29 protein-coding genes and 1 pseudogene are annotated in these 23,847 nt (G+C 36.9%); 23 read left to right on the plus strand and 7 right to left on the minus strand.

The annotated features are described in order from the left end of the window. The 10 genes and pseudogenes from KSX81_RS28855 to KSX81_RS28900 form a co-directional block, all read left to right on the plus strand. A pseudogene (locus tag KSX81_RS28855) lies at positions 1-298 on the plus strand (conjugal transfer protein TraM); the annotation flags it as partial. Between the two features lie 171 nt (positions 299-469). Continuing rightward, the gene (locus KSX81_RS28860; RefSeq protein WP_217726046.1) at positions 470-1,546 is read left to right on the plus strand and encodes a DUF4138 domain-containing protein; all 1,077 of its coding nucleotides are present in this window, start codon (positions 470-472) and stop codon (positions 1,544-1,546) included. A 6-nt stretch (positions 1,547-1,552) separates the two neighbouring features. After that, positions 1,553-3,091: a DUF3945 domain-containing protein gene (locus KSX81_RS28865; RefSeq protein WP_217726045.1), complete on the plus strand. Its 1,539-nt coding sequence runs from the start codon at positions 1,553-1,555 to the stop codon at positions 3,089-3,091. Positions 3,092-3,120: 29 nt separating this feature from the next. Then, positions 3,121-3,309, plus strand: a complete 189-nt coding sequence (locus KSX81_RS28870; RefSeq protein ID WP_217726044.1) for a hypothetical protein — start codon at positions 3,121-3,123, stop codon at positions 3,307-3,309. 3 nt (positions 3,310-3,312) lie between these two features. Then, positions 3,313-4,614 carry an ArdC family protein gene (locus KSX81_RS28875; RefSeq protein WP_254884256.1) on the plus strand — a complete coding sequence of 434 codons (1,302 nt, stop codon included), beginning with the start codon at positions 3,313-3,315 and terminating at the stop codon, positions 4,612-4,614. Between the two features lie 4 nt (positions 4,615-4,618). Continuing rightward, positions 4,619-4,915 (plus strand): single-stranded DNA-binding protein, encoded by a 297-nt coding sequence (locus KSX81_RS28880; RefSeq protein WP_217726042.1) that lies wholly within the window; start codon positions 4,619-4,621, stop codon positions 4,913-4,915. Positions 4,916-4,919: 4 nt separating this feature from the next. Then, a complete protein-coding gene (locus tag KSX81_RS28885; RefSeq protein ID WP_217726041.1) occupies positions 4,920-6,863 on the plus strand; it encodes a type IV secretory system conjugative DNA transfer family protein in 1,944 nt (647 codons plus the stop codon). Beyond that, positions 6,851-7,384, plus strand: a complete 534-nt coding sequence (locus KSX81_RS28890; RefSeq protein ID WP_217726040.1) for a hypothetical protein — start codon at positions 6,851-6,853, stop codon at positions 7,382-7,384. Before KSX81_RS28885 ends, KSX81_RS28890 begins: the two co-directional genes overlap by 13 nt. Before the next feature lie 26 nt (positions 7,385-7,410). Beyond that, positions 7,411-7,830, plus strand: a complete 420-nt coding sequence (locus KSX81_RS28895) for a hypothetical protein (protein ID WP_217726039.1) — start codon at positions 7,411-7,413, stop codon at positions 7,828-7,830. A gap of 4 nt (positions 7,831-7,834) precedes the next feature. After that, complete coding sequence (locus KSX81_RS28900; protein ID WP_217726038.1) at positions 7,835-8,320, plus strand: PH domain-containing protein; 486 nt, start codon at positions 7,835-7,837, stop codon at positions 8,318-8,320. A gap of 94 nt (positions 8,321-8,414) precedes the next feature. Here KSX81_RS28900 and KSX81_RS28905 read toward each other — a convergent pair whose 3' ends face one another. Next, positions 8,415-8,627, minus strand: coding sequence for a hypothetical protein (locus KSX81_RS28905; RefSeq protein ID WP_217726037.1), 213 nt, complete (start codon positions 8,625-8,627; stop codon positions 8,415-8,417). 153 nt (positions 8,628-8,780) lie between these two features. Here KSX81_RS28905 and KSX81_RS28910 point away from each other — a divergent pair, with 153 nt between their 5' ends. From KSX81_RS28910 to KSX81_RS28945, 8 genes are all read left to right on the plus strand, one after another. After that, positions 8,781-8,954 (plus strand): hypothetical protein, encoded by a 174-nt coding sequence (locus tag KSX81_RS28910; RefSeq protein ID WP_217726036.1) that lies wholly within the window; start codon positions 8,781-8,783, stop codon positions 8,952-8,954. A 21-nt stretch (positions 8,955-8,975) separates the two neighbouring features. Beyond that, a complete protein-coding gene (locus KSX81_RS28915) occupies positions 8,976-10,112 on the plus strand; it encodes a hypothetical protein (protein WP_217726035.1) in 1,137 nt (378 codons plus the stop codon). A gap of 742 nt (positions 10,113-10,854) precedes the next feature. After that, positions 10,855-11,304 (plus strand): DUF3791 domain-containing protein, encoded by a 450-nt coding sequence (locus KSX81_RS28920; protein ID WP_217726034.1) that lies wholly within the window; start codon positions 10,855-10,857, stop codon positions 11,302-11,304. After that, a complete protein-coding gene (locus tag KSX81_RS28925; protein WP_217726033.1) occupies positions 11,301-11,780 on the plus strand; it encodes a DUF3990 domain-containing protein in 480 nt (159 codons plus the stop codon). The genes KSX81_RS28920 and KSX81_RS28925 overlap by 4 nt, the downstream gene beginning before the upstream one ends. 18 nt (positions 11,781-11,798) lie before the next feature. Beyond that, complete coding sequence (locus KSX81_RS28930) at positions 11,799-12,080, plus strand: hypothetical protein (protein ID WP_217726032.1); 282 nt, start codon at positions 11,799-11,801, stop codon at positions 12,078-12,080. Next, positions 12,077-12,703 carry a recombinase family protein gene (locus KSX81_RS28935; RefSeq protein ID WP_217726031.1) on the plus strand — a complete coding sequence of 209 codons (627 nt, stop codon included), beginning with the start codon at positions 12,077-12,079 and terminating at the stop codon, positions 12,701-12,703. The genes KSX81_RS28930 and KSX81_RS28935 overlap by 4 nt, the downstream gene beginning before the upstream one ends. Further along, the gene (locus KSX81_RS28940; protein WP_217726030.1) at positions 12,687-12,914 is read left to right on the plus strand and encodes a hypothetical protein; all 228 of its coding nucleotides are present in this window, start codon (positions 12,687-12,689) and stop codon (positions 12,912-12,914) included. The genes KSX81_RS28935 and KSX81_RS28940 overlap by 17 nt, the downstream gene beginning before the upstream one ends. 53 nt (positions 12,915-12,967) lie before the next feature. Further along, on the plus strand, positions 12,968-13,555 hold the full coding sequence (locus tag KSX81_RS28945; protein WP_217726029.1) for a TetR/AcrR family transcriptional regulator: 588 nt from the start codon (positions 12,968-12,970) through the stop codon (positions 13,553-13,555). An 81-nt stretch (positions 13,556-13,636) separates the two neighbouring features. Here the strand turns inward: KSX81_RS28945 and KSX81_RS28950 are convergent, their stop codons facing one another. Next, positions 13,637-14,134 (minus strand): hypothetical protein, encoded by a 498-nt coding sequence (locus tag KSX81_RS28950; protein WP_217726028.1) that lies wholly within the window; start codon positions 14,132-14,134, stop codon positions 13,637-13,639. 4 nt (positions 14,135-14,138) lie between these two features. Beyond that, entirely contained in the window at positions 14,139-14,834 is a 696-nt protein-coding gene (locus tag KSX81_RS28955) for a ParA family protein (RefSeq protein ID WP_217726027.1), read from the minus strand. 617 nt (positions 14,835-15,451) lie between these two features. Here KSX81_RS28955 and KSX81_RS28960 point away from each other — a divergent pair. Genes KSX81_RS28960 through KSX81_RS28970 form a run of 3 tightly spaced genes read left to right on the plus strand, consistent with a single transcriptional unit; the run spans position 15,452 to position 18,198 of the window. Then, positions 15,452-15,760 (plus strand): plasmid mobilization protein, encoded by a 309-nt coding sequence (locus tag KSX81_RS28960; RefSeq protein ID WP_217726026.1) that lies wholly within the window; start codon positions 15,452-15,454, stop codon positions 15,758-15,760. Continuing rightward, entirely contained in the window at positions 15,757-17,199 is a 1,443-nt protein-coding gene (locus tag KSX81_RS28965; protein WP_217726025.1) for a relaxase/mobilization nuclease domain-containing protein, read from the plus strand. Before KSX81_RS28960 ends, KSX81_RS28965 begins: the two co-directional genes overlap by 4 nt. A gap of 12 nt (positions 17,200-17,211) precedes the next feature. After that, positions 17,212-18,198 carry a hypothetical protein gene (locus KSX81_RS28970; RefSeq protein WP_217726024.1) on the plus strand — a complete coding sequence of 329 codons (987 nt, stop codon included), beginning with the start codon at positions 17,212-17,214 and terminating at the stop codon, positions 18,196-18,198. A gap of 447 nt (positions 18,199-18,645) precedes the next feature. Here the strand turns inward: KSX81_RS28970 and KSX81_RS28975 are convergent, their stop codons facing one another. The 4 genes from KSX81_RS28975 to KSX81_RS28990 form a co-directional block, all read right to left on the minus strand. After that, complete coding sequence (locus KSX81_RS28975; RefSeq protein WP_217736709.1) at positions 18,646-19,920, minus strand: toprim domain-containing protein; 1,275 nt, start codon at positions 19,918-19,920, stop codon at positions 18,646-18,648. 4 nt (positions 19,921-19,924) lie between these two features. Continuing rightward, positions 19,925-21,160 carry a nucleotidyl transferase AbiEii/AbiGii toxin family protein gene (locus tag KSX81_RS28980; protein WP_217727133.1) on the minus strand — a complete coding sequence of 412 codons (1,236 nt, stop codon included), beginning with the start codon at positions 21,158-21,160 and terminating at the stop codon, positions 19,925-19,927. Positions 21,161-21,170: 10 nt separating this feature from the next. Next, positions 21,171-21,914: a hypothetical protein gene (locus KSX81_RS28985; RefSeq protein WP_217726058.1), complete on the minus strand. Its 744-nt coding sequence runs from the start codon at positions 21,912-21,914 to the stop codon at positions 21,171-21,173. Between the two features lie 74 nt (positions 21,915-21,988). Beyond that, positions 21,989-22,603 (minus strand): recombinase family protein, encoded by a 615-nt coding sequence (locus KSX81_RS28990; protein ID WP_217726057.1) that lies wholly within the window; start codon positions 22,601-22,603, stop codon positions 21,989-21,991. Positions 22,604-22,690: 87 nt separating this feature from the next. Between KSX81_RS28990 and KSX81_RS28995 the strand changes: the two genes are divergently transcribed. Together KSX81_RS28995 and KSX81_RS29000 are read left to right on the plus strand one after the other, a co-directional pair. Beyond that, positions 22,691-23,242, plus strand: a complete 552-nt coding sequence (locus tag KSX81_RS28995; protein WP_217726056.1) for a conjugal transfer protein TraO — start codon at positions 22,691-22,693, stop codon at positions 23,240-23,242. A gap of 187 nt (positions 23,243-23,429) precedes the next feature. Then, positions 23,430-23,822 (plus strand): hypothetical protein, encoded by a 393-nt coding sequence (locus KSX81_RS29000; protein WP_217726055.1) that lies wholly within the window; start codon positions 23,430-23,432, stop codon positions 23,820-23,822. Positions 23,823-23,847 lie beyond the last annotated feature (25 nt).

The raw sequence follows: 23,847 nt of genomic DNA on the forward strand, positions 1-23,847 counted from the left end.
GTTACTACAGGGAGTACAATTACCAATATCCTCAATCGGTACGCTGACAAGTGAGGTGACCAGTGCTATTACAGCGACTACACAAGTTGCAAAGCAGATTTTGAATCAAAGCCTTGCACAAGTGAAGGTTCACTTGAAAGCAAACTATATGATGTATATAAAGGAAGAAACTGAAGAGGACCGGCAGAAACGTGAAGCAGAAGAAGCTGAAATAGAACGTATGCTAAAAGAAATGCAGATACAGCAGAATGCACCAGTAAAAAAGAATCCTTTAACTGAAATCATAGGAGATTTTTAAGATGGTAATATTAAGTTATTTTGTGGCCATTGCTACAGTTTTCTTCGGTTATAGAGTGTGGAAAAATAGGGTGTCAGGTAAGAAGTTCTCTGAAATGAAAGGACTTGTTTATGGACTTGTTATTTGTATAGTTGCACTCTGGGTTATTAATATTTTCATAGGATTTTTACAATGAAGATTTTACTTTACATCTTAATATTGATTTGTGCCCCTTATACTGTTTTTGCACAGGAAAAAAAGGAGCTTGATTCAAAAGTCATTTATGTATCTTTTGATAAGACAAAGCATATAGTTCTACCTGAACAAGTAAGCGATATTTCATTCGGTCGTGAGGACTGTATAAAGGCAGAGAGAGTGGAAGAGGTTCCCAATATTGTACGGATAACTGCACAGGAAGAAGATTTTACAGGAACGACCAATCTTGTAATTGTATGTACGGATGGAAGTGTACATTCCTTTAAAGTAGCTTATAATAGGGGATATAGTGATTGCAATAATATCATATATGCCGATGGTACAAATCAATCTCGTTGTTACAGTGTTATTGTGAACAACGATAACATTACGGAAATGTTCTTTCCTGATGATGTAGTTTACTTAGTACAGGGTAATGAAGAAGTGTTTGGGGTCGAATACTATAACAATATGGTGAAAGTTGGGACCACTTTTGACGATTTCGAGCCTTCCAACCTCTTTGTTGTTGATAAGGATTTAAACACTTATGAAATAACTCTTTATGATGATTATTCAAATACCTACTCCTATAACTTTGATGATGGAAGAAAGTACATCGCCCATATCGATGTTAATAGTATTGAAATGAATAATATCGTCAACAAACTGCATTACAAGAAAAGAAACATCTTTAGTGTTGGTGTCATAAAAAACAAGTTCGAACTATCTCTTGCAAATCTGTATGTAAAGGGTGATTTCATGTACTTTGTCTTTGATATAAAGAACTTTTCAAATATCGATTATGACGTGGATTTCATAAAATGTTTTCTACGAGATATGAAAAAAGTCAAGAACTCCATACAGCAGGAAGTTCCTTATGACCCGGTTTATCAGAAGGATTTTGAAAGAAAGATTTTAGGTAAAAGCAAAAATCGTTTTGTTCTGGCATTTCATAAATTCACAGTTCCGGATGATAAGATGTTCGAAATTGAAATGTTTGAAAAAGGCGGTGGCCGACACATGAAACTCACAGTGTTGAATGAATATATACTTAGAGCTGAACTTTTAAAATGATGGCATATGAAACTACAGGAAGCGTTATCAGAATATCAATATCGTAATGTAGGACAATTCCGGGCGATTGCAGAGAGTCTAGGTTATGCACAAGAATATAATAAAGGCTCGCTGCGTTTTTCCCGTGGTAATGACGAATACCACATTGATATGGAAAAAATTCGTTCCTATACGAAGAATGAGCCTGATAAAAATAAGCTAGATTCGTCAATGGAACGTATCTGTTCCTTTTTTGACAAGGAAAAATCCTCTTCGATAGAGTATAAAAGCGTTCTGGCCAAAGAAGGTTTTGATATAGTAAATTGGGGAAACCTGAAAGATGATGAAAAGGATAGGTTTACTGTGATTGACCATAAAAATAAAATAACCTATACAGGAAAAGAACTGTATGATTACGCTTTCCAAAATGGTTATATGTTGGATGGAAAAGGTACAAAGCTAGAAAAAGGGGTTATGTCAGAATTGACGGATGTCAACGGTAAACCTGCAAAAATACGTCTTTCAGAAAATGGTATATCGGTTTTTTATAAGAAAGAATCATTGGTTATACCTGACTCTATCTATGGTAAGAAACTATCGCAGAAACAAAAGGATGATTTACTGAATGGTAATGTAATAGTGTTATCGTCTAAGAAGGGCGATATTATGCTTCAGGTTGATAAAGAACTTAATTCTGTGATTGTACGTTCGGAAAAAGAACTGGCCATACCTTCTAGGATTGGCGGTTATGAACTGACTGCTGCTGACAAATATTTGCTGGCTAATGGTTTTGCTTTAGAAAATAAATTACTCAAAACTCCGGAAGGTAGTTATATTATTGCAGATGTTTCAATGACAGCAGATAAAAAAGGGTATCAATTCGCTAACATTCAGTCTATATCTGAAGATAAAGCGATTGAACTCATGCAAAAGAAATTAGAGGAAGGGAAAGAAAAAGAACCGGTTCCTGAAAAAGAACGTGTAGAGGGTCGAGAACAGCAGCTTAAAGATGTTCCTGATAGGGACATGGAAAAAGAGCTTAAAGAGGCTATAGAAAAAAATGACTATGAAAAGATGGCTCAACTGAAAGAGGAAGGTTATAAGCCATCTGAAGAAGTTATAAGAGGATTAGGCGGTGATGTGAAGATTGATGAGACACAGGCTATAGTCATTGAAAAGCTTTTCGGCACGAAACCAGAGGTTCAGAAAGAGGAAGAGACTGTACAAAAGAAGGAAGATGTGAAGATTGAGAATGTGAACGAGGAAAAGAAGGTTTCTACTCCTGAATTAGATAAGGAATTTAAAATTGCTGTAGAAAAGGGTGATTTTGCAAAGCTGGCCGATATGAAGGAAAAAGGCTACAAACCTTCACAAGAACTTATGCAGTCACTCAGCGAAACGACATCAAGCAATACCATGATTGCAGTGCAAAAAATCTATGGTATAAAGTCTGCATCGAATACATTGGGAGATGTGAAGTTAGCTCATGGGCCACAGAAAACTACTGAAAATGACTTGAAACGTCCTATTGCCAATACTGTAAATAGGATGTTTTCTGACCTATAAAACATTATAAATCAATTAAAATAGAGGCTATGGAAGATTACAACAAATTAGTAGAGAAACTTCAGAATGGCGATATAGACACATTAGAGTTTGTTTTATCGCAAGAAAACCTAGCTGAGCTTTATGTAGAAGAAATGCAGTCTAGGGGTATTACTCCAGCTCCAGATAATGCTGAAAAGTGGTTAGCTGAATATGAGAATAACAATTTATACCAGTAGCTTATGATGGAAACGGTAAATGATAAGGCTTTGCAAAGGTTTGCAGAACTTATGGTTGATAAGATTAAGGAAATCAACGATGATTATAGGACACCGTGGTTTTCTTCTGTAGGACACGGTTTACCGCAGAATCTTGAAGGTAGAGTTTATAATGGTATCAATTCTTTCATGTTATTTTTATTGCAAGAAAAGCAGCAATATCATACACCTGTGTATATGACTTTTCTACAAGCAAAAGAGCAAGGGGTTAAGGTAAATAAAGGTGCTGTTTCTTTCCCGGTTCTTTATTGGAATTTCTCGATAAAGGATGATGCAGGGAATAAAATAACAATGGATGAATACAAGTCTTTGAGTAAAGAAGAGAAAGAAAAATATACGGTATATCCTTTTACAAAGGTTTATCCGGTATTTAATGTTGACCAGACAAACTTTGCTGAAGTTCATCCTGACAAATGGAAGGAGTTGCAACAGAAGTTTCATATTGCGGAATTGAAAGATGAAAAAGGAATGCTCTCTTCTCCGGAAATTGACTATATGCTGAAAAATGAAAAATGGTTATGCCCAATATCTTTGACTTTAAGTGATAACGCTTTTTATCGACCTTCTGAAGATAAAATATACGTACCACTTAAAGGTCAGTTCAAGGATGGCGAAAGTTTCTATGCAACATTGCTTCACGAAATGGCACATTCAACAGGTGTAGAATCTCGTTTAGGTCGAGACCTAAAGAATGTATTTGGAGACCCTAAATATGCTAAAGAAGAACTTGTTGCTGAACTGACTGCTGCTGTAGCGTGTCAATCTCTTGGGATAACTTCTGGAATACAAGAAGATAATGCCAAATATCTTAAAAATTGGCTTGGTGCTATAAAGAAAGAACCGAAATTCCTTTTCAGTGTATTATCTGATGTCGGTAAAGCCAGTACAATGATTTTGAATGAGGTATGTAAGGAACAACAGAAAAAGATAGAACAGAACGAAGAAAAGAAGGAAGAGAAGAAGGAAGAAAAGAAGGAAGAAAAAATATCTGAAGATAAGTGCAGGGTTTGTAAGGATGAAGAACTTTCACCGGCTTTCAAGGTTGCCTTGGCCGCAGCCATATCTGGCTCATTTAAAGCAATGGCCGATTTGAAAGAACAAGGCTACAAACCATCATCTGAAGATATAAAGGCATTGAAAGAGGCTGGTCCTAAAGTTTGTATTGCTGCACAGACAATATTTAATATTAAGTCTGAGAATGCCTTTGCTGTTGCAGCAGCACCCCAAAATAAGAAAGAAGATAAACAATTAACTTTAAATTTTTAGAACTATGTTATCAGGTGAATTAATCGGTTTTTTAGGCTCAGACGCTAAAAAAACAGAAAAGGGATGTTCATTCAATGTATCACACAAGTACCGTGAAAAAGGAAATGAAAAAACTCTATGGGTGTCTTGTTTTCTTAACTATGAAACAAAAATCGTGGAGTTTTTAAAAACCGGTACACCGGTCTATGTAAGTGGGGATATTACGATAAGCACATTCACACGTGAATCAGGCGAGGTTATTCCTACAGTTACGATGGGAGTTAGAAAAATAGAATTGTTACCGAACAAAAACAAAGAATGAACTTATGGAACCGGGAAAGAAAGAACTATCTTTTGTTTTCATCCTACTTTCCGTTATCATCGGTGGAGTTGTCGTTTTTCAGTGGGTACTGGTGAATGAAATATATTCACCGGCACCTGCCGTAATGTTACAATTTGAAAAACTCTTGCGGAAAGCTATAATGTTCAGGTTTATCTATGTAGTACTGATAACAGGGTTAGCCTTCCTTTTCCCGGTTCAGAAACGCAGGGATGAATCTTTAAAATGGATATATACCACAACAACCTTAATTCTTGCGGTGGCCTTAGTATTGGGCTTCAGTAATGTATTGTCTTGGTATAATTTGTTTATTTTTCCGATAGTATTTATTGGATTCACAGTGATGGTTATACAGACTGTTGGATTCTTCCTGAAGCGTCATGTCGTATCTGAAAAGTCTATCTTCGGCATTTCACATGAAACTTCCGATTTCTATTTTAGTTTTGAAACCGCCAATGGCCCATTGGTAGTACATAAACCACAGCAAAATATGTACATCGATGGCGGTCCGGGTTCCGGAAAATCTGAAAGTTGGATTAAAGGTATCATTTACCAATGTGCAGAACGTAATTATGCCGGGTTCGTGTACGACTGGGAAGGTGACCCGACAAAGAAAGGTTCGCCCATATTGTCCCGTATTGCATACGGAAGTATCGAACATTTTAAAGCGAAGAAACAGCCTACTCCAAACTTTGCATTTATTAATTTCGTTGATATGTCCCGTACAGTCCGGGTAAATGTACTTTCGGAAAAATATGTACCTAAAGGTAGCGAATCTCTGTTTATCAGGAATATTGCTACTACCTTAATGAAGAATCTTGAAGCGAGCTGGAAGGAGAAAACGGATTTCTGGGCGAACAATGCTATTAACTATGTCTATTCTATAGCTTATAAGTGCTATAAGGAAAGGAATAAGGGAATAGGCACATTACCGCACGTTATTGCTTTCGCTTTGTCTGATAGCGATTTGGTCTTTAAGTGGCTTTCTGAAGATGCTGAAATTGCCTTGAACATGTCCTCGATGCTGACTGCATGGAAACTCGGTGCCCAGCAGCAAACTGCCGGTGCTGTTTCTTCTGCACAGACTCCGCTTGTATTGCTGAACAATAAATATATATTCTGGGTGTTATCTCCACTGCCAGAAGAAGAGTTCTCTTTGGATATAACCAATCCGGAACATCCTACCTTGCTCTGCATCGGAAATGCGCCCTCTATCAAAGAGGCTGTATCTCCCCCTATCTCCTGTATAGCCAGCGTATTGATGTCCCAAATGAACAATCCGGGTAAAAATAAGAGCGTCTTTTTGGTTGATGAGTTTCCCACTATCAACCTACAGGGTATAGATACCTTCATCGGAACCGCACGAAAACATTATGTCGCTACGATTCTTGCCGTTCAGGATTTCAACCAGGCTATCCGTGATTATGGAGAGAAAAGCGCAAATATCCTGAAGAGCAGCTGCGGAACACAAGCCTATGGAATGACCGGAAATGAAAAAACCGCCAAAGACATAGAAAATCTACTTGGCGAAATAAAAGAAGCTCAGGAAAGCTATTCACATCAGGAATCCGGAACAAACAGTATGACTGAATCCTTGCAGAAAGAGAAGGTTATCAAGGCCCGTGATGTAGCTGGCCAAAGTGTTGGGCATTTTATCGGTAAAGTAGCTGGAGGAAAGCCGCCATTCTTTAATACTCAATTTAATATGTGTACATTTGTAGACAAGGAAATACCTCAGTTTTCAAAGCCGGTTACTTTAGGCAAAGGAAATGAAGCTCTGGAAGATGAGATTATGGAAGAGATTGTTAATCAACATTATTTTTCCATTATCAAGAAAGTTAATGATATTCTTGAAGAAGTAAAGCAAAAGGAAGAATCTCAAGCTGAAGAGGCAAAGGTATCTAAAAGTCATAAAGAATGGAAGAATTAATAAATGAAGGAAAACGTATGAAAAAGAATCTGTTATCTATTGGTTTGATGTTGTCTCTATTTTCCTGTAGTGTACCTGATTACGAAAAGGCTGTATCTGATTGGGTACAGGCAGAGACACAAGGTAAGTTTGAAATGCTGGAAGTTCTGCAAACGTCTGATATTACGGTTTCAGATAGTTTGTCTATTCTTAAAAAACAGTTTGATATGCAGAAAGAGAAAACAATCTCTATCCTTGAAAAAGATATAGATAATTCTAAAACAAAACTCTCTTTTGCAAAGTTTGCTGGAGCTGATTTGACGGATTATGAAAAGCATATAAGTAAGATAGAATCTCAACTTGATTCTGTAAACAACACATCTTTTCATAGTATATATGATAATCGAAAAGCTGAAGAAGTGTTGGTAAAAGTCTTAAAATGCCGGTATGCGCTAACTACATCAGGCAGAAAAGAAATGTCAGGTGAGTTTATATTATCTCCAGATATGAAATATTGCTATGGCAAGTTAGGAGTTAAATAAGATGGTCTAACCTAAATTTATGTGTTATGAAAGCGATAAAAATTTTTTTCTCATTCCTATTGGTTGTACTGCTCTTTTCATGTAGTAATAATGACGAGCCTGTTAATGTAGATTCTAGTTCTATATATATAATAGAAATGGAGGCTTCCGGACAGGATTATACGGCCAATGCACATATCGTTAATTCGGAGAATATACCTTTTTTGGATGAATCATCTGGTAATAGTATGACCTCTGTTGATGAATATTTTACTGGTAAGAAAACTTATATAACCTCTGATAAAGTACAGTATATATCCGTACAAGGTGTAATACTTAGCGATGTGAATGCTACTTTAACATTGTCTGTATTCCGGGATGGTAAACAAGTCTTTAAAGAAACTGTAACTGTTCCTGAAGCTGATAATAAGACAAAGGCTTTGTATTACACTAATATAAACAAATAGGATTATGAATGAGGCGGTTATTACACTTAAACCAAAACTAGGTTATTGGATAGCAAAGTATTCTTTGCTGGTTGTTATTGTTTTGTTGATACCTTATTTAGTTCGGCCTTTTATTGTAGATGTGATATTACACTATATGGTCATGGGGGTGTGTATAGTCGCTTGGGTAATGTTATGTTATACATATATAGATATGCTGTTTGCTACGAAATGGATTATAACTAAGGACGAACTAATTTTCAAGCGTGGCTTATTTATAAGACGTGAGGACCATTTGGAGTTATACAGGGTCATAGATTACTCGGAAAAGCAGAATTTCTTACAAATATTATTAAAAAATAAGACTGTAAAAGTTATTTCTGGGGATTCTTCCGACCCTGTATTATATATGTATGGCATAGATAAAAAGGTACCTATCATAAATATACTACGTGATAGGGTTCGGATTGCAAGAAAGGAAAGCGGTATATATGAGGTAACAAACAGATAATAAGCCGATTATCAGTTTAAAAAAACGTTCGTTTTGCTAAATGCAAAGATGTAAATTATCTTAATTAAGGCAAGAAATATGTGGTTAAAAAATGTTATTTCTCGATTTTTTGCCAAAGTTCTTGTTGAGCACATATCCAACCGGCAGCGGATAGATAGTTTCTTATTCTTTCTTCTGGTATTTTTTTGCCTTGAAGGAAATTAGCCTTGTCATTTTTTGCCTGTACTGGCGACCGGAGAGAATTAACATACCATTTCCTTTGTTGAATTAATTCCCTAAACGCATCTTCTAATGTTTGTTTACCCATATAGTTATGATTAAATGTTAATAGTTCTTTATTTAGTATATAAGTTATATAAGTTATATATGTTATATATGATATATAAGTTATATATATTATCTTTGTCGTATGAGAGTAAATGCAAATATATATAATTAATAATTTAAAGCATAATTGTTTATGGAATCGACAATATCTGTATCTAAAGAAATTAAAGGGAAGAAGATTATTGATTTACCTAAGAATGTCATAACTGTATTGGCCGTTCAAGCTGCAAAAGAAGGTAAATCTACAAAGGCTTTTATGGAAGGTTTATTGATAGAAGCAGCTGCACAGTTCGATAGCAAGAAGTAGTTAACCATTAAATTTGTCGTAATGAATAATAAGGAGTTAAGTAGGGTCCCTAGACTACTAAGTGAAAACTATAATTCTGGACTAATAGGCCGTTTATATAATTCTGGTTCAGGAGGAAATGTAATGTTGGATATTATAATCTACTTGTGCGGTAACCATATAAACGATTTGTTTGGTGACAACTGGTTTTCAATAGAGGATTTTTGTAAGAAGATGGGGTACAATAGAACCAACTTACAGAGGAAACTAACAAAAGAACAGATGAAAGACCTGTTTGGCAAGCGGTCGCCTTGTTATATATTTAAGGATGCAAACGGTGAAGAAATAACACATCCCATAGAGACTGTTTTTGAAGCTGCTCTTTATAAGCTGGGTCTGGAAAACTTATCTTATCCTGTTGTTACCAGTGAAGGAACTTCCTACATCTTCATTCAGATATTGACTAGATTTGATATAAGAACGAATTTCAAGACCCAGAAGGGAACAAAGAGGCTGTATTGTGCAACCCTGAATAATCTTATCAAGGATTCTGTCTACACGTTATACAATCTTATTGAGAGTCAAGACTACAGGCTGTTACCAGGTAAGTACAGATATTTTTATCTTGAATTATCGAAAATGATATATCTTATCAAATACAAGATACAGACAGGAGAATCGCCTAGTTATAGACTGACAGTTAATCAGCTAGCTAAGATTTTTAATCTGGACTTTGAAGAAAGCAAGGAGAAAAAGAGAAATGTTACTAAAATCCTGAACGGTATCAATAAGTATTTGAAATATACGAACTTTAATTTCAAATATGTAAAAGGGGAAAATGAAAAATGGGCTTATACAGTTGAATTTGAATTTTCCCAAGAGACTCTGGATTATTTTGATGAACGCTATGCAGCCACATTTATTCAACGGTTTTACGGTGACCTTCTTTGGAGATATGCAGGACTTGTATATCCAAACAGTTCTATTGGCCGGGAAAGGTTGACACGGGTTACCCAGATTAAAGCAGACCGCAATTTATATGAGCAATTTCTAAAATGGGCGAACTCTGCGCAGAATACAGAACTGAAGAAAGATATTTATCGAGAAAACTTTTTCCGGGTTTTCGGAAAAATGCCGGAAGAGTTTGGATTACCTTGTAAAGCACCTGAGATTTCATAAATCCCAGCTGTGTGAAACACTACACTTTTCAATCATATTAACATTTCCAGCTGTGTAGAATACTACACTTTAGCGTTTTTAGCTGTGTAAAACACTACACTTTAGCGTTTCCAGCTGTGTAAAACACTACACTTTAGCGTTTCCAGCTGTGTGAAACACTACACTTTAGCGTTTTTGGCTGTGTTATATGCAATCTTTTTTGTGCCAGCTGTGTAGAATACTACACCGATGATTTGTTATTACAATATCGTAAATAACTGATTATTACGCTTTTAAAAAATATTAAAATCTTCCAGCTGTGTAAAACACTACACCATATTACCTAATCTTATCATAAATACCTAAACCCCCTATAATCCCCCATAGGGGGAAAGAAGAAATGACCGGAAAAATGAGATTTTTCCTTCAGATTACGTCATCATACTTTCGGAAAAATATTAAGAGCGAAATCATGTCTTTATGGCCATAACTACAGGTTATAACCTCTTTGTTTGCTTTTCTCATTAAAAGCACTTATATTTGATACGCAAATCAGGCTTTAGCCAGATTTTACTTTGCAACGATTTTGAATTATACAAAAGCTGGATATTTTTAGTCCAGCTTTTTTTATGGTCCAGCGTTTTACTTTTGGTATAACTTTAGTAAAAACTATTTTTGTATAACATGAGCTTAAAAAAAACGTTTTACTTTTTGGTTTTACCAAATTATTTTACTATATTTGTAAAAAGTAAAACAAAGCTATATGAATACACCTTCTATCTCAAACAACCAAATTGGTTCATCGATGCTTCCTTTCGTAATGTCAGAACTGACAAGTCTGGTGATGAAGAAAAAGGCTTTAGCCTTTGATGATGCGCTTCATTATATCTATTCTTCACGCCTCTATCGTTCGCTATTGGACGAAAATACCAAACAGTGGTACTCCAGTACATTGTTACTATTTGAAGAGCTGGAGAGGGAAAAAACAGAAGAAAAACGTAAACAGAATGATGAAAAGAAGATTCTACTGTTCAAGGTGTTCTGCATAGAGAACTTCAGGGAATCTAAAAAGATGGGAGCAGAAGAAGCCCTGTTGTTATTTTCTAAGCACAAGGTTTTCGATTTCCTTGAAGATACATTCGAAATGCTACACACCCAAGATTCAGAATACATAATCGATACAATCACAACCTACATAAAGAAAAGAAAATGAAACTATATCACGGTTCAACAGTTTGCGTTAAGCGGCCCAGTGTACTAAAAGGCCGGAAAGCTACCGATTTCGGAAAAGGTTTCTATACGACCACCAGTTTTGAACAGGCCAAGAAATGGGCGATATTGAAGAAGAACAGGGACTTCAGCGAAAAAGCGATTGTTTCAGTCTATGAAGTTCCTGATGATATTCTCAATAGGGAATTTTCGGTTTATCGCTTTGATGGCCCGACTAAAGAATGGTTGGAGTTTGTTGTAAACAACCGCAGAGGAAGAGGAAGAGCGCAATATGATTTAATAATGGGGCCGGTAGCCAATGACCAGTTATACGTTACCATCCGGCTTTACGAACAAGGTGTTGTTTCAGCTGATGCAGCTATTGAAATGCTGAAGTCTCACAAACTGTTTGACCAGCTTTCCTTTCATTCAGGCAAGGCTGCATCATTGCTGAAATTCATAGAAGCGATAGAAGTCTAATATTTAAGAGTTATATTTATGAAAGACCAATTCAAGCTATTAAGAGATTGCATCCATAATGACATTCCAGCGATTGTTTTTCAGGGTGATGATAAATGTTTACCGGAAATCTTGAATGCAGCGATAGAGATATACCGGCAAAATGGCTGTAGTGAAGAATTTCTCTATGATTTAGGTTTATTACTCAATGATGTAAAAGTATATCAAGCAGAAAGTCCTGAAACGGTGAAATTACCCAGATTATCACCTGTTGAAAAAGAACTTGTTAAAGAAGAAATCATAAAAAGAAGTAAACTATGAAGATTGGATATGTAAGAGTAAGTTCATCGAAACAGAATCCTTCTTTGCAACTGGAAGCACTTCAGAAGATTGGTTGTGAGAAGATTTATCAGGAAAAGAAATCGGCCTTTAAAGAACGGCCAGAACTACAAAGAGCTTTAGAAGATATTCGTAAAGGAGATATTCTTTGTGTTTGGTCTTTAGATAGACTAGGCCGTTCTATGCCTGAAATTCGGGCTAATATAGATTATATACAGAAAAAAGGAGCTGATTTACTCGACATCACTCATAATGTTGATACATCGACAGCTTCAGGTAAATTACTAATACCGATTCTGACCATGCTGGCAGAAGTTGACCAGGTGTTAAGGGAAGAACGAAAAACAGCCGGTTGGGAAATTGCCAAGAGAGAAGGCCGAACTGGAGGCCGGAAAGCCGGACTAAGTGAAGCTGCACAGAAGAAGGCTGAACAGGCAAAGAAGATGTATTTATCAAAAGAACCTCTTTATTCTGCAAGAGAAATTTGTTCAATACTGAATATATCATCGAGAACATTGTACCGGTATCTCCGGCATGTTGGTATAGAACCAAAAGGAAGTAGTTTAATCAATAACGTAAAAGATAACCATGAAGGCAACTTATAAGGAATTTAGCAAATATCTGCGTGCGGTAGCAAACCTGTACGCCAAATATGGCGATGCACCGTTAGAAGTAGAAAAAGAGTATAATAAACTGCATGATGCTTTGTGCCAGATGCACAACGATTTCGACCACGGTGCTGCACGTATTGAGGAACTGAAAGATATATTCGTAATTCAGTGTGAGGATTACGGCCAAGGCTGGAATGCAAAATAATTACACTAATATGACATATTATGGAATCCCAGAAAAGTAATAGGCAAAAAAATATGATAAGGGAGACTGCTTTCAGGTTGTTTTTCACTGATACATTCCAGTCTGTTACCTTGAAACGAATTGAGCAACAGTTAGGTATCAGTAGAGGATGTGTTATGTATCACTACTATTCCAAGCAGGAGATATTTTCTGATGTGGTAGATTTTTATATCATAAACAGGCTGAATATATTATCTTTTCCTGATACGCATAATTCTGACTCTTTGAAACACTATTTGCATGAACTCATAACGAGTATGCAAGAAACATTTACTTCGCTCATAAGCGAAGTTTTTCCGGAAGGTAAGAACGATTTTCTTAAATCCTTGATGGGATTCATTGCACAAGCGGAAAAGTATTATCCCGGTTTCCATCAGTTCCTTCAATCATTCAAAGATAGACTAAATGATTGCTTAGTACAAATGATAGAGAAGGCAAAATTGACTGGAGAAATAAAACCGGATATTGATTCAAAGATACAATCTGAACTTTTCCAATCCATAATAGTAGGAAAGCTGTTTATAAATGCACACGCTGAAGATTCTTACATGAATGGACTTATAGAAATCATTGATTCGTATTACTCCTTCATTGCCTTATAAGAAAGAAGCCATATCAAAAAAGATATGGCTTTCTTATAACTTGGATAACTTTACTTACGGAAAAATATACAAGCACAGAGACTATTTTTTTCCTAAAGTACCGTTTATGAACTTGCGTTTGTAGCTTGATATTTCTTTCTTATTCTCTTCCAAGAATGCTTCAAGCAAATTCCCTAGCATTTGCATCATTGGGACTTTTGACATTGTAGATAGCATTTTAAGTTCTTGATGGAACTCTCTAGGTATCTTTACTGTTTCCGTGTCTTGTATTTCTCTTTTTGAGAATAGTAAAGAAAGACCTTTAGGTGAAGATACTTCAGGAAGTTCTGAAGGTTCTTCGGTCCTTTCTTCGCTCTCCTGAATGACTTCTTCCTGTACTGGAACAACGGCTTCAGCCGGTTCTGCTGCGCTGGCTTCTGGTTGCACTTCTGGCAATACTTCTGGAATTTTCTCTTCAGAGGTCTGTTGTGATGATACAGATTTTATACTCTGTACTTTCTTTGCTTCTTCTTTACCAGCCTGTACCAATGCGAACATTGATGTTTTGGGTTTTCCTGTATTTTTCTTTTCGTCAGCCATAATTTCAGTTTTTAACGTAATCAATCAGTAATTGTATCATTTCTTCTCCGAAATCATCACAGGTATGATTATAGTTGTTTATTATCGTAGATAGGTTTCTCTGGTAATTAACCTTACTTTCCTTAATGTGATTGTTCAGAAGCTCAAAAGGTAGATTGTCTTTATTTGCTATTAGCTCTTTGTATTCAAGCAAATTAGGTGTAACCTTGTTTGGCAATCCTTTTACTATTGTCTTGTAACCTAGACTTTCACGTTTAGACAAGATATTTTCTTTGTAGTAATTGTAGAACTTCACTGTGTGCAGCACTTCAATTTTTGAAGGAGCGAAAGGTATAATGACCACATCCATCATCATCAGAGTTTCCACTACCCCAGCCTGTTTCAAGTTTCCCGGAAAGTCAACCAGTATTATATCAAAACTTTCTTTAAGAAACTCAATGCTATTAATGAAGTCCGATGAAGATATGCTCATTACTTCGTACTCGTCTTTTATATCTTCTTCCTGTTGTGCTTCATCGAAAGCTCTTAGCTCTCCCATTGTATTTTGCGCATCGTCTATATCAACAACGCCAATGGTTAAACCTGTCTGCTCGTGACTTTCATGTACATATCCTGCGAATAAGGCTGTCAATGTTGATTTACCTGTTCCACCTTTAGGGTTTTCGAATGCTACGAAAATACCCGGTAATATTTTTCCCATAACTTTACGATTTTGAATTTTCTGCAATATAACTAATTAATTATTTAACAAACAAATTAATTGGATAATTTAACAAATAATTAACTAACTAATTAGATAACTAACAAACTAATTATCTAATCAACTAACTAACTAATTAGTTAACTAACCAATTAACTAACTAATCAATTTACTATAAAACTGATTAACTGATAATCTAGTAAACAGATTATTTGGTTTTATAGTTATCTAGTTAACTGGTTATCTAGTTAACTGATTTACTTACTTTCATTTTTTTTAGTTGTCTAGTTTTCTAGTTTGTTGGTAAACTGATTCTCTAGTTGTCTGATTGCTTTTTTTTATATCCTTTGTTCTTCCTTTTATTGGGTTGTCTAGTTGCTTGGTTAATCAGAAAACCGGTTCTTTGGTTAACTTTTACTACCTGAAAAGAATAATCCGAGGAAGGAGCCGGAGGATATTTTTCCGAAAGTTATCCCTATTCTTTTATATCTTTAGATATTTGTGTATATTTGCAGTATGCAAGGTGTGGAAATGTAGCTACATTTCCCACCTTGCAACAGCCGAGCTGTCGGATGATGTTCGTTTCACTTACATACATTTTGAAATAGGAGTATAGGATGAATGACAATAAAACAGAAGTTATAAGAGCCAGAATTTCCGTAGAGGAGAAGAAACAGATAATGGAGCTTGCCAAAGCAGAAGGAGTCTCCCTTTCTACTTATCTGAGACGTTCTCTTTTACATGGAAGATTGATTTCTAAGACTGATGTTCAGACTGTGTTTGAACTTAAAAAGATTGGGAACAACCTTAATCAAGTGGCCAGATATGTGAATACATTACCCGTTGATGAAAACATTATTGAATCTTTAGGTATCGTAAGAAACTATATTGATGAACTTAAAAAGATAACAGATAAACTGAAATGATTGCTGAAATTTTAGGTACTTTTTCACAAGAAACTTTAGCTCATAAAATTACTTATCAAGAAAGTAAAATTGAGTCAGGTATCGCAAAAGAATTGTATAATTCTTCTGGTGATACTTTATCTGAAATGTTCTCTAATATGTGCCTTGTTGCGTCTTTAAACGACCGTATCAAGTCTCCTTTTATAGAGTTCGTTTTAAGTAGTCCGGTCGGTGAGGACCTATCGGACGAAAAGTTTCTGGAAGTTACGAAAGACTACCTTTCAGCAATGGGGTATAACGAATCCTGTTTTGTCATTATCAAGAATGACGATAAGGACAATCGGCATGTACATGTTCTTGCGACTACATCCGACATAAACGGCAAGTGGATTGATGACAGTTTCAGCAAGAGACGTTCCGGCCTTATCATGCGAGAACTGGAAAAAAAACATGGCCTTGAACCTTTGGAAAAAGGCAAGTCCTCACATAATAGAACACTTGGCGAATCACAATACAGGCAATACTTCTTTGATACGGCCTTGCATAAGGCTTTACGCAGCCATAATATGAAAGGACGTATTGCGTCAATGCTGAAGGAATCTGATACCTTCTGTATGATTAATCCAGACATGAGTAAGGCTTACACTAACGATGAATGGAAAATAATGCTAGGAGAACAAAACTATGGGGATATAATGGAAGTCCTATCTAAAGGTAAATTCTTCAATCCCCTTTATAAAGATGAACTGCTTGCAGCTATGGACCGGCTTTATCCTGAATGCAGCAATATGAAGGAGTTTAGGGATAAGCTGGAGAAGGAAGGGTATTATTGCCGTCTTGTCTCAGACAAAGGAAAATCACACTATGTTTATGGAATCCCGGAAAGGGGATTCTACCTGAAGGACACTTCTCTTCCGGAACGCTATCGCTTTGGTAAGATAGCTTTCTTTGAAGGAACACAAATGAGTCCGGATGAACAGAAGCATTATTTATATAACCGTATATTCTCTATTCTCAGTGAATCTTCAGGATATGATGATTTTAAAGAAAGGTTGGCCGCAAATAACATTAAGGTAGTCGAGCATGTAAACAGCACCGGTATTTATGGCCTTTCTTTCGCCATGATGGACGTAGAGAAGCCGGAAATGTTCAAGGCTTCAGACATATCAAGAAGATTAACCTACAAAAGTATAAATGACTTCTTTCAAGGTAAAGAACCAGGTACTTATAACAGCCGGTCACAGCGTCAGGAACAGCAGCGTGCTATGGATATCGCCCCTGTCGTTTCCCAGTATTCCAGCAACCGTCAGGAATGGGAGAGGGACTTGAATTATATGTTACCGGCAGCAGCAGCCCTTAACGGTGTAGCACTGGAGAGCGGAAAGAAGGAGCGTAACAGAGAGGACGAAGATTTCAACAAGAAGAAAAAGAAGAAACGTAACAGAGGATTATCCATTTAAACCTATTGACATATGAAGTATAGTGAAGTTTTAAGCGAATGCAAGCCTACTGAAATCGGGGATTTCATGTACAGGTATTATATCAATGGCCGGGAATATATCATCTTTTCCCCATCCAAAGGAAAGATTTCCTGTCTGGAGCTTTGTAATTTCAATGAGCTGACACCTTACCAGTTGGCCGTTTCCATCCAACAGGTACCGGTAAAGCCGGAGGAAGAAATAAAGGAGTTCTCTTTTGAACATGTCTGTACAAAAGAGGCCCTTATCTCTTACCTGTTCGATGTCCTTTCTGATTCTCAGGAAGGAGCTTTGATAAAGAGAAGGGTATCGGATAACAGAGGCTATTTCCTGTACGCCCTGAAGCCTACACAGACCGGCACTTACAAGGTTAAGAACCTTTATCAGTTCGACCCTGAAAGCAAAAGGTATCAGCTTGTTTTCGATAACGACCTTTGTTGTGCCTCTATCTTTGATGAAGTGGAATCCGATACTATTAACGTGTGCTGGAACCCGGTTATCTTCAATCTTCTGGAAGGCCAGACTGAACAAAAGAACACCTCTTATCTGCTTGCTTCGGCCAATGCAGTTCTTTGTTTCCATGTCTGTAAAAAAGCACAGGAACGTTCTTCTAAAATCAACCTGTATGTCGGTAACAATTATCTGGAGTCTCTTTACTTCATTTCCTACTACATGGAGTTTAAAGATATGGGAAAAAGATTGTATGTCTCTTCAGATGATAAGAAGATAACTATTCGTATGAAGGGATGGGAGCCGGTCAAGGTAGTTAACTGTATGGCAAGAGCTGAAAAAGCATGTGCAGAACGCCTGAAGAAGTTGTACGGAGAAGATTTTCAGTCCGGGGCCCAGATATACCAGTTAGAAGCCGTGGCCAATTTTTATTTCATCGTCCTGCCTTTGTCTCCTTTGGCCGTAGAAACATTCCTGAAGAACATTATACGGGAGCTGAAGATGGAGGAAATCAGTTATGTAGTGGGCTGAAAAATTGTTGTGGGCGTTCCCTTGTCAGGTCGGGCTTTACGCTGCAAGTCCTCGCTGCGCTGTGGGCTTTTCTCTGCAATCCCTAACGCATTTTTTCCCACCCACCCAGCTAAGGTATATCCACTGCTTTGTTTTCTCCACCGCTTCTAAAACAGAAGCACCTACGAAAACAAGGCATTGGATATCCGGTTTTATAGACTCCATGTTCCTAAAGGAATATTCCGTTTATAAAACCTCATTGTCTACCCCTTTTTTTCCCACCCACCCGGCAGAGGTTGGCTATTTTTGATTGAGTAGGTCGGTGAGCCATTCGAACGGTTCGAATGACAAACACTGACCTACACAATCAAAAAGGAGTGCCCGGAATGAATCTAAAGATACATTCCTGATTGGGCACTCCGGTAGCCTGTATCTACCCGATTAAGATACTTTCGGAAAAATATATTTTTACAAGGTCTGCTCGATGGCTTTTCCGGAATGAGAATCACTTTGGGCCAACTTTATACTGTCAAGCCCTTTTGACTCCATAGGCAGACCGAAAATCTTCTGCACAGCTATCATGGTCTGTACAGGAACAGATGATTTCAGCTGCTTCAAGACTTCAGGACTGGGGGAGTAACCTTCAGCTTTCAGCCCGGCCAGCTTGGTGAAATCATTACTTTTTGCAGCTTCAGAAAAAACTATCTCAGAGTTTTTTTTTAGTCCTGCACGTAAATCATCGTTCCAGTCGCTTTCTACTGATAAATCAACGTTCGGCAGCTGGAGAACCTTTTCTTTCAGTTCATCAGAGGACATGTTTTCAATGTTCATTTCCACTCCTTTCAGAAAAGAGTCTAGTTTCAGAGCATACTTATAACCGTTCTTATCATTGTCGAATATATAAGTAAGCTGGTTGGGTATATCGTTTATATTCTGTTTATTAAGCAATAGCTTTATTACTTCCATTTGTCCCTGCGTAATATTGCCTTCAGTACTTATGTATAAAAGGTTCTTGGAACTTCCGGCCAGCTTCATTTGATAATGTGAGGCTGCATCAATCATACTTTCACATACAAAAATATGGTCTATTGGCCTTGTCTTGTCATGCCTTGAAACCACTATGCTATCGAATTTGTTTCCGGATATGCCTTTGAAGCTTTTCCCATCTTCAGCTCTTATCCCTCTTTGTGATATGCCTTGAAAGCCGTTCTGGTTGATTAGCCGGACACATGTATTGTTGTATATCTTTCCGTCTTTTCTGTATTCCCTTGACGTGAAAACGCCATTGAATACAGGAGAGGAAAGGGTTTCTAATGTAATACCTCTCTTCTGTAGGAAATCACCGTTGTAAGGTTTTAACTGGTTGTTAAGGAAAGCCAGCTGGTCAGAGTCCAGAGCTGCGTTACTGACTCCATATTTGCTGTGCTGTGATAAGATAACAACATTGTTATTGACGTAGTTCTGTATAGCTTCTCCTGCTTCTCGTAGACTAGGCATCCTACCGGTCTGCTCATAGATATGCTGCTGCATCAAATCAATGATAGTTTTTCCTCTCGTTTCATCATGGTGTACATCCCAATATGTGTAGTAATCCTTGCTATTCTTTTTGATAACAACAGTCTGAAGGCCATTACTCATTTTGGGGCTTGAATTTGAGGAACCTTCTACAAATTTCCATCCAAGATATAAGAAAAAATCAGGTAACGAAACCTCTTTTTTCAGTTTGTCAAAATCTACTTTCATGGCTTTATATATTTAGTTCGTTACTTTTATCTTTTAATGGCTCTTTGTTATTGCCTTGGGCCAACTTTATACTGTCAAGCCCTTTTGACTCCATAGGCAGACCGAAAATCTTCTGCACAGCTATCATGGCCTGTACAGGAACAGATGATTTCAGCTGCTTCAAGACTTCAGGACTGGGGGAGTAACCTTCAGCTTTCAGCCCGGCCAGTCTGGTAAAATCACTCCTTTTTGCAGCTTCAGAAAATTCTACCTCTTTTGACTGTTCGGCACTTTTGGCCATTTGTCCGATTTTCCATATAGCCATAGGATGATTTTCTACACGCTGAAGGATTGCTCTATCCTCAAAAAGAAGCTCTGGCTTATAAGACCCTTTACTGAAGGTTTCCAGATATTCCCGTTCTTTAGGGGATAGGGTGAGGACTGATTTCAGAAATTGGGTCGTGTTTTCCTTCGCTGCATCGATGGGGAAGAACTTCTGTCCGGCAGGAAGTAATGGGATTAACTGGCTCTTTATCTTAGAAGGCGAAACTTCCATAATTTTAGAAAGGTCGATTTCTTTTTTGGAAGTACCTTCAACTCCGATTGTCTGATAGAACACAATACCTTTTTTGAGCATATCCCGTTCTTCAGGACTTGAAAGCATATTGGATTTTGAGAGTGAATAGACATCGAACAAATCCCGGACTGCTGACCTCTCTATGAGTGCATTTATTTTGGTAGCAAACAGTTCGATGGGGTGTAGAGTCGGTATCCGTATTCCAGAGTCACTGACAATATTCAGTTGTATATCTCTTTCTGTTATCGGCAGAATGTGGTTCCTGATACCATAGTTCAATTCTATTTTTATGTGGTCATTATTCCCGGCCACACTATTATAGTTGAAAGTCCATTGGTCTAATGTGTGAAGTTCTTTACCTAATTTTCCGATAGTATATCCTTGCGATTGCAACAAATCAAATAAATTCTCCTTTATCTCATTCCTGATGGGACGTAGGTCCTCCATTTTTCCGCTTCTTGTAAAATCCATATCTATATCGACAGATAGTCGGGGCAGATTGAAATAGGCAAGATTGATGGCTGTTCCACCTTTCAGGGCCAGATTGTCCCTTAAAAGTGGAATTTCAGACATGTCTTTCAGTACGTAGTAGAGGCGTACCACTTTTTCTAATGTATCTCGCTGGAAACCTCTTTCTTTTGCTTTCTCGTTAATATACGACCGTGTAACATCCAATGGATTCATATCAATAGTATTATTGGGTTAAACTCAAAATAAATTGCGGAACATATATCTTCCAATCCGGAACGTATGTCTTTGACTCATATTTATCTGTAAGATAACGAATACTCTTTCCTGTCATTTTCTTACATTCGGAAAAAAACTTATCACTTAACTTCAGCTGTTTCTTGAATGCAGAAAGTATAAAACCTGATTTCTGATAGAGAACCTGTTTATCATACAATGACAAGTAGGAGAGTAGTTTGTTTTCTTCTACAGAGTCTATCAATTCAATGTTATAGAAAAGTTCTTCGATACCTCCAGCAAGGTCTAGCCGGTCGATACAGTCAATTATTGTACGCTCGATTTCTGTTACATATATATTCTTTTCCGGGTCCTTTATAATACCAGTCCTGAACTTGTCAGGAGCATACATGTATTCTACAAAGTCAAATTCAAATGGCCGGAAACGTTTAGGGGCAGATATATATATCCGGTTGAAAACCTGATTCTGCAAACCGTAATATTCCATAGCAGAATGGTAGGCAATGTAAGAGTCCGGAACAGAACAACATCCTATTTCATACTTGTTTTCGTCTACAAAACCATCAACTGGATTTGTAGGCAGATATACGTTCCTGCGTATTTTTGTGATAATATTCCTTTTCTTGTACTTATATAAAAGTGATGAAACAGTCTCCTTGTTCTTTACCGTATGAAACATATTTTCTCCGGAAACAAAACGCTTATTCTGGATGTCTACTAGATATTTGCTCATAATTTTAATTTTTTGTCAAAGATAGTATATTTGTACCAGTTTCGCAAACAATTTAAAATTTGCTTTTTTATAAGCTAATTCCCGGAAGCATTATCTATACTTTTGTTAATAGTGATACCTTCCATCTTTATATATTTGTATAAGGTAGCTCTGGATATACCTACCTTTCTACAAACATCATCGATGGTCATATCTTTATTTTTGAGATAGATATAGTATTCATTTTTCGCTTTTTTAGCTTTCCTCTTTGCAGCTTCACTTAGTCCTGATGGACGGCCGCCAATTCGGCCTTTTGCTCTTGCGGAATTAAGGCCGGCGATTGTACGTTCGGAAATAATATTCCTTTCCATTTCAGCCACACAGCATAGGATGTGAAAAGCAAACTTCCCGATTGGACTAGAAGTATCAAGGTGTTCTGTTAAGCTGACCAGAGCGATGTTTCGTTTCTCCAGTGATTCTTGAAGTAACATGAGTTCGCAAGTTCTTCTTCCTAGCCGGTCTAGTTTCCACACAACAAGTTGGTCTCCTGATTTTAGCTTATCTATTAATCTATCTAATACAGGTTTAGACTTTCTCTTTCCCGAAATTTTTTCTTCACATATACTATCTACACCATACAGACGTAATGCGTCAAGCTGGAGACTTAGACTTTGGTCTGGAGTAGATACGCGTGCATAGCCATATTTCATTTTTTCCGGCAAAAATAGTGTGTGTCTAGTCAAGCATAAAGGAATTATTATTCAGTTCAACAAAACGAACGTTTTTTTAAACTGAATATGAGAATTTTAAAATTAACACTATTACTGGTACTATGTGCATGTACACATAGTATCTATGCACAAAGGCATTATGCCGGTGTGTCGGCCTTAGAGTTTAACTATGGGCAGAACATTTTTGGAGATAACGGAAATAGTATGAATTTGTCTATTTCCAAGTATAGAACAAGAACGACCTATTGGAAGATAGGATTAAACTACTTTGAAAAGAAGTTTGATTATTCTATTCCAAACGTATCACCGGAACAGATAAGCGAAAGAAAGGCAAGAGACTACTATATTGATGGTGCCTATTATAAGACTGTTGCCACAAATCTTTCTTCGCTTTATTTCAATTTAGGACTAGGCGTATTTACAGGCGTTGAATCTTATAAAGAAGATAAAGATAAGTATGATTATATTCTTGGTCCGAAACTTGAAGCTGAATTAGAATACTTCATATCAGGAAGAATAGCCATCCTCGGAAGAGTGAAACAATATTGGAGTCCATTTTCTGACATCAGCAAATGGAATACGGTTTGGAATGTTGGTGTAAAAGTTCTGCTTTATTGATTATGATGTTACTAGCCGCTGATGTCAGTGCATTAATAAATCTGTTCAAAGAAACTGGAGCTTTATTGATTGGTGTCGGTTTCGTCTGTGCAGGATTGGCTGTACTCAAAAAAATAATTACACGGCACGAAAATGCTAAGAATGCGATTATAACATACATCGTCGCACTGGTAATATATTTTTTGATATGGTCGCTGATATAATGCCTTTGTTTCTAGGTCTATCTATGATTGATTTAGTCTTTGTTGTAATTGCTCTCTTTCTGTTATTGGTATTCTGGAAAAGATATTTTTCCGAAAGTAAAAAAAAGGAAAAGGAAATCCATCCTCTGATACATGATAAACAGGAAACTTCTCAAAGTGTACCACAAGCCCCGCAAATAATGGTAGTTTTTGAAAAAGATATTTCGGATGATGAAGAGCTTATAAAAGAAATCGCAGATATGTATATATCAAATCGTACTTACTATTATTCAGGAGAGGTACCACAAGCCACTAAACAGGTACTTTCGGAAGAAACACCTGTTTTCTTAAAATTCGATGATATAGCATTCTCTAGTCTTGCTAGTATTGATGTGTGATGATTTAATTAACCATATGTATAAC

The organism is Bacteroides sp. MSK.18.37 (assembly GCF_019129155.2).
GTDB classification, from domain to species: Bacteria; Bacteroidota; Bacteroidia; order Bacteroidales; family Bacteroidaceae; genus Bacteroides; species Bacteroides ovatus.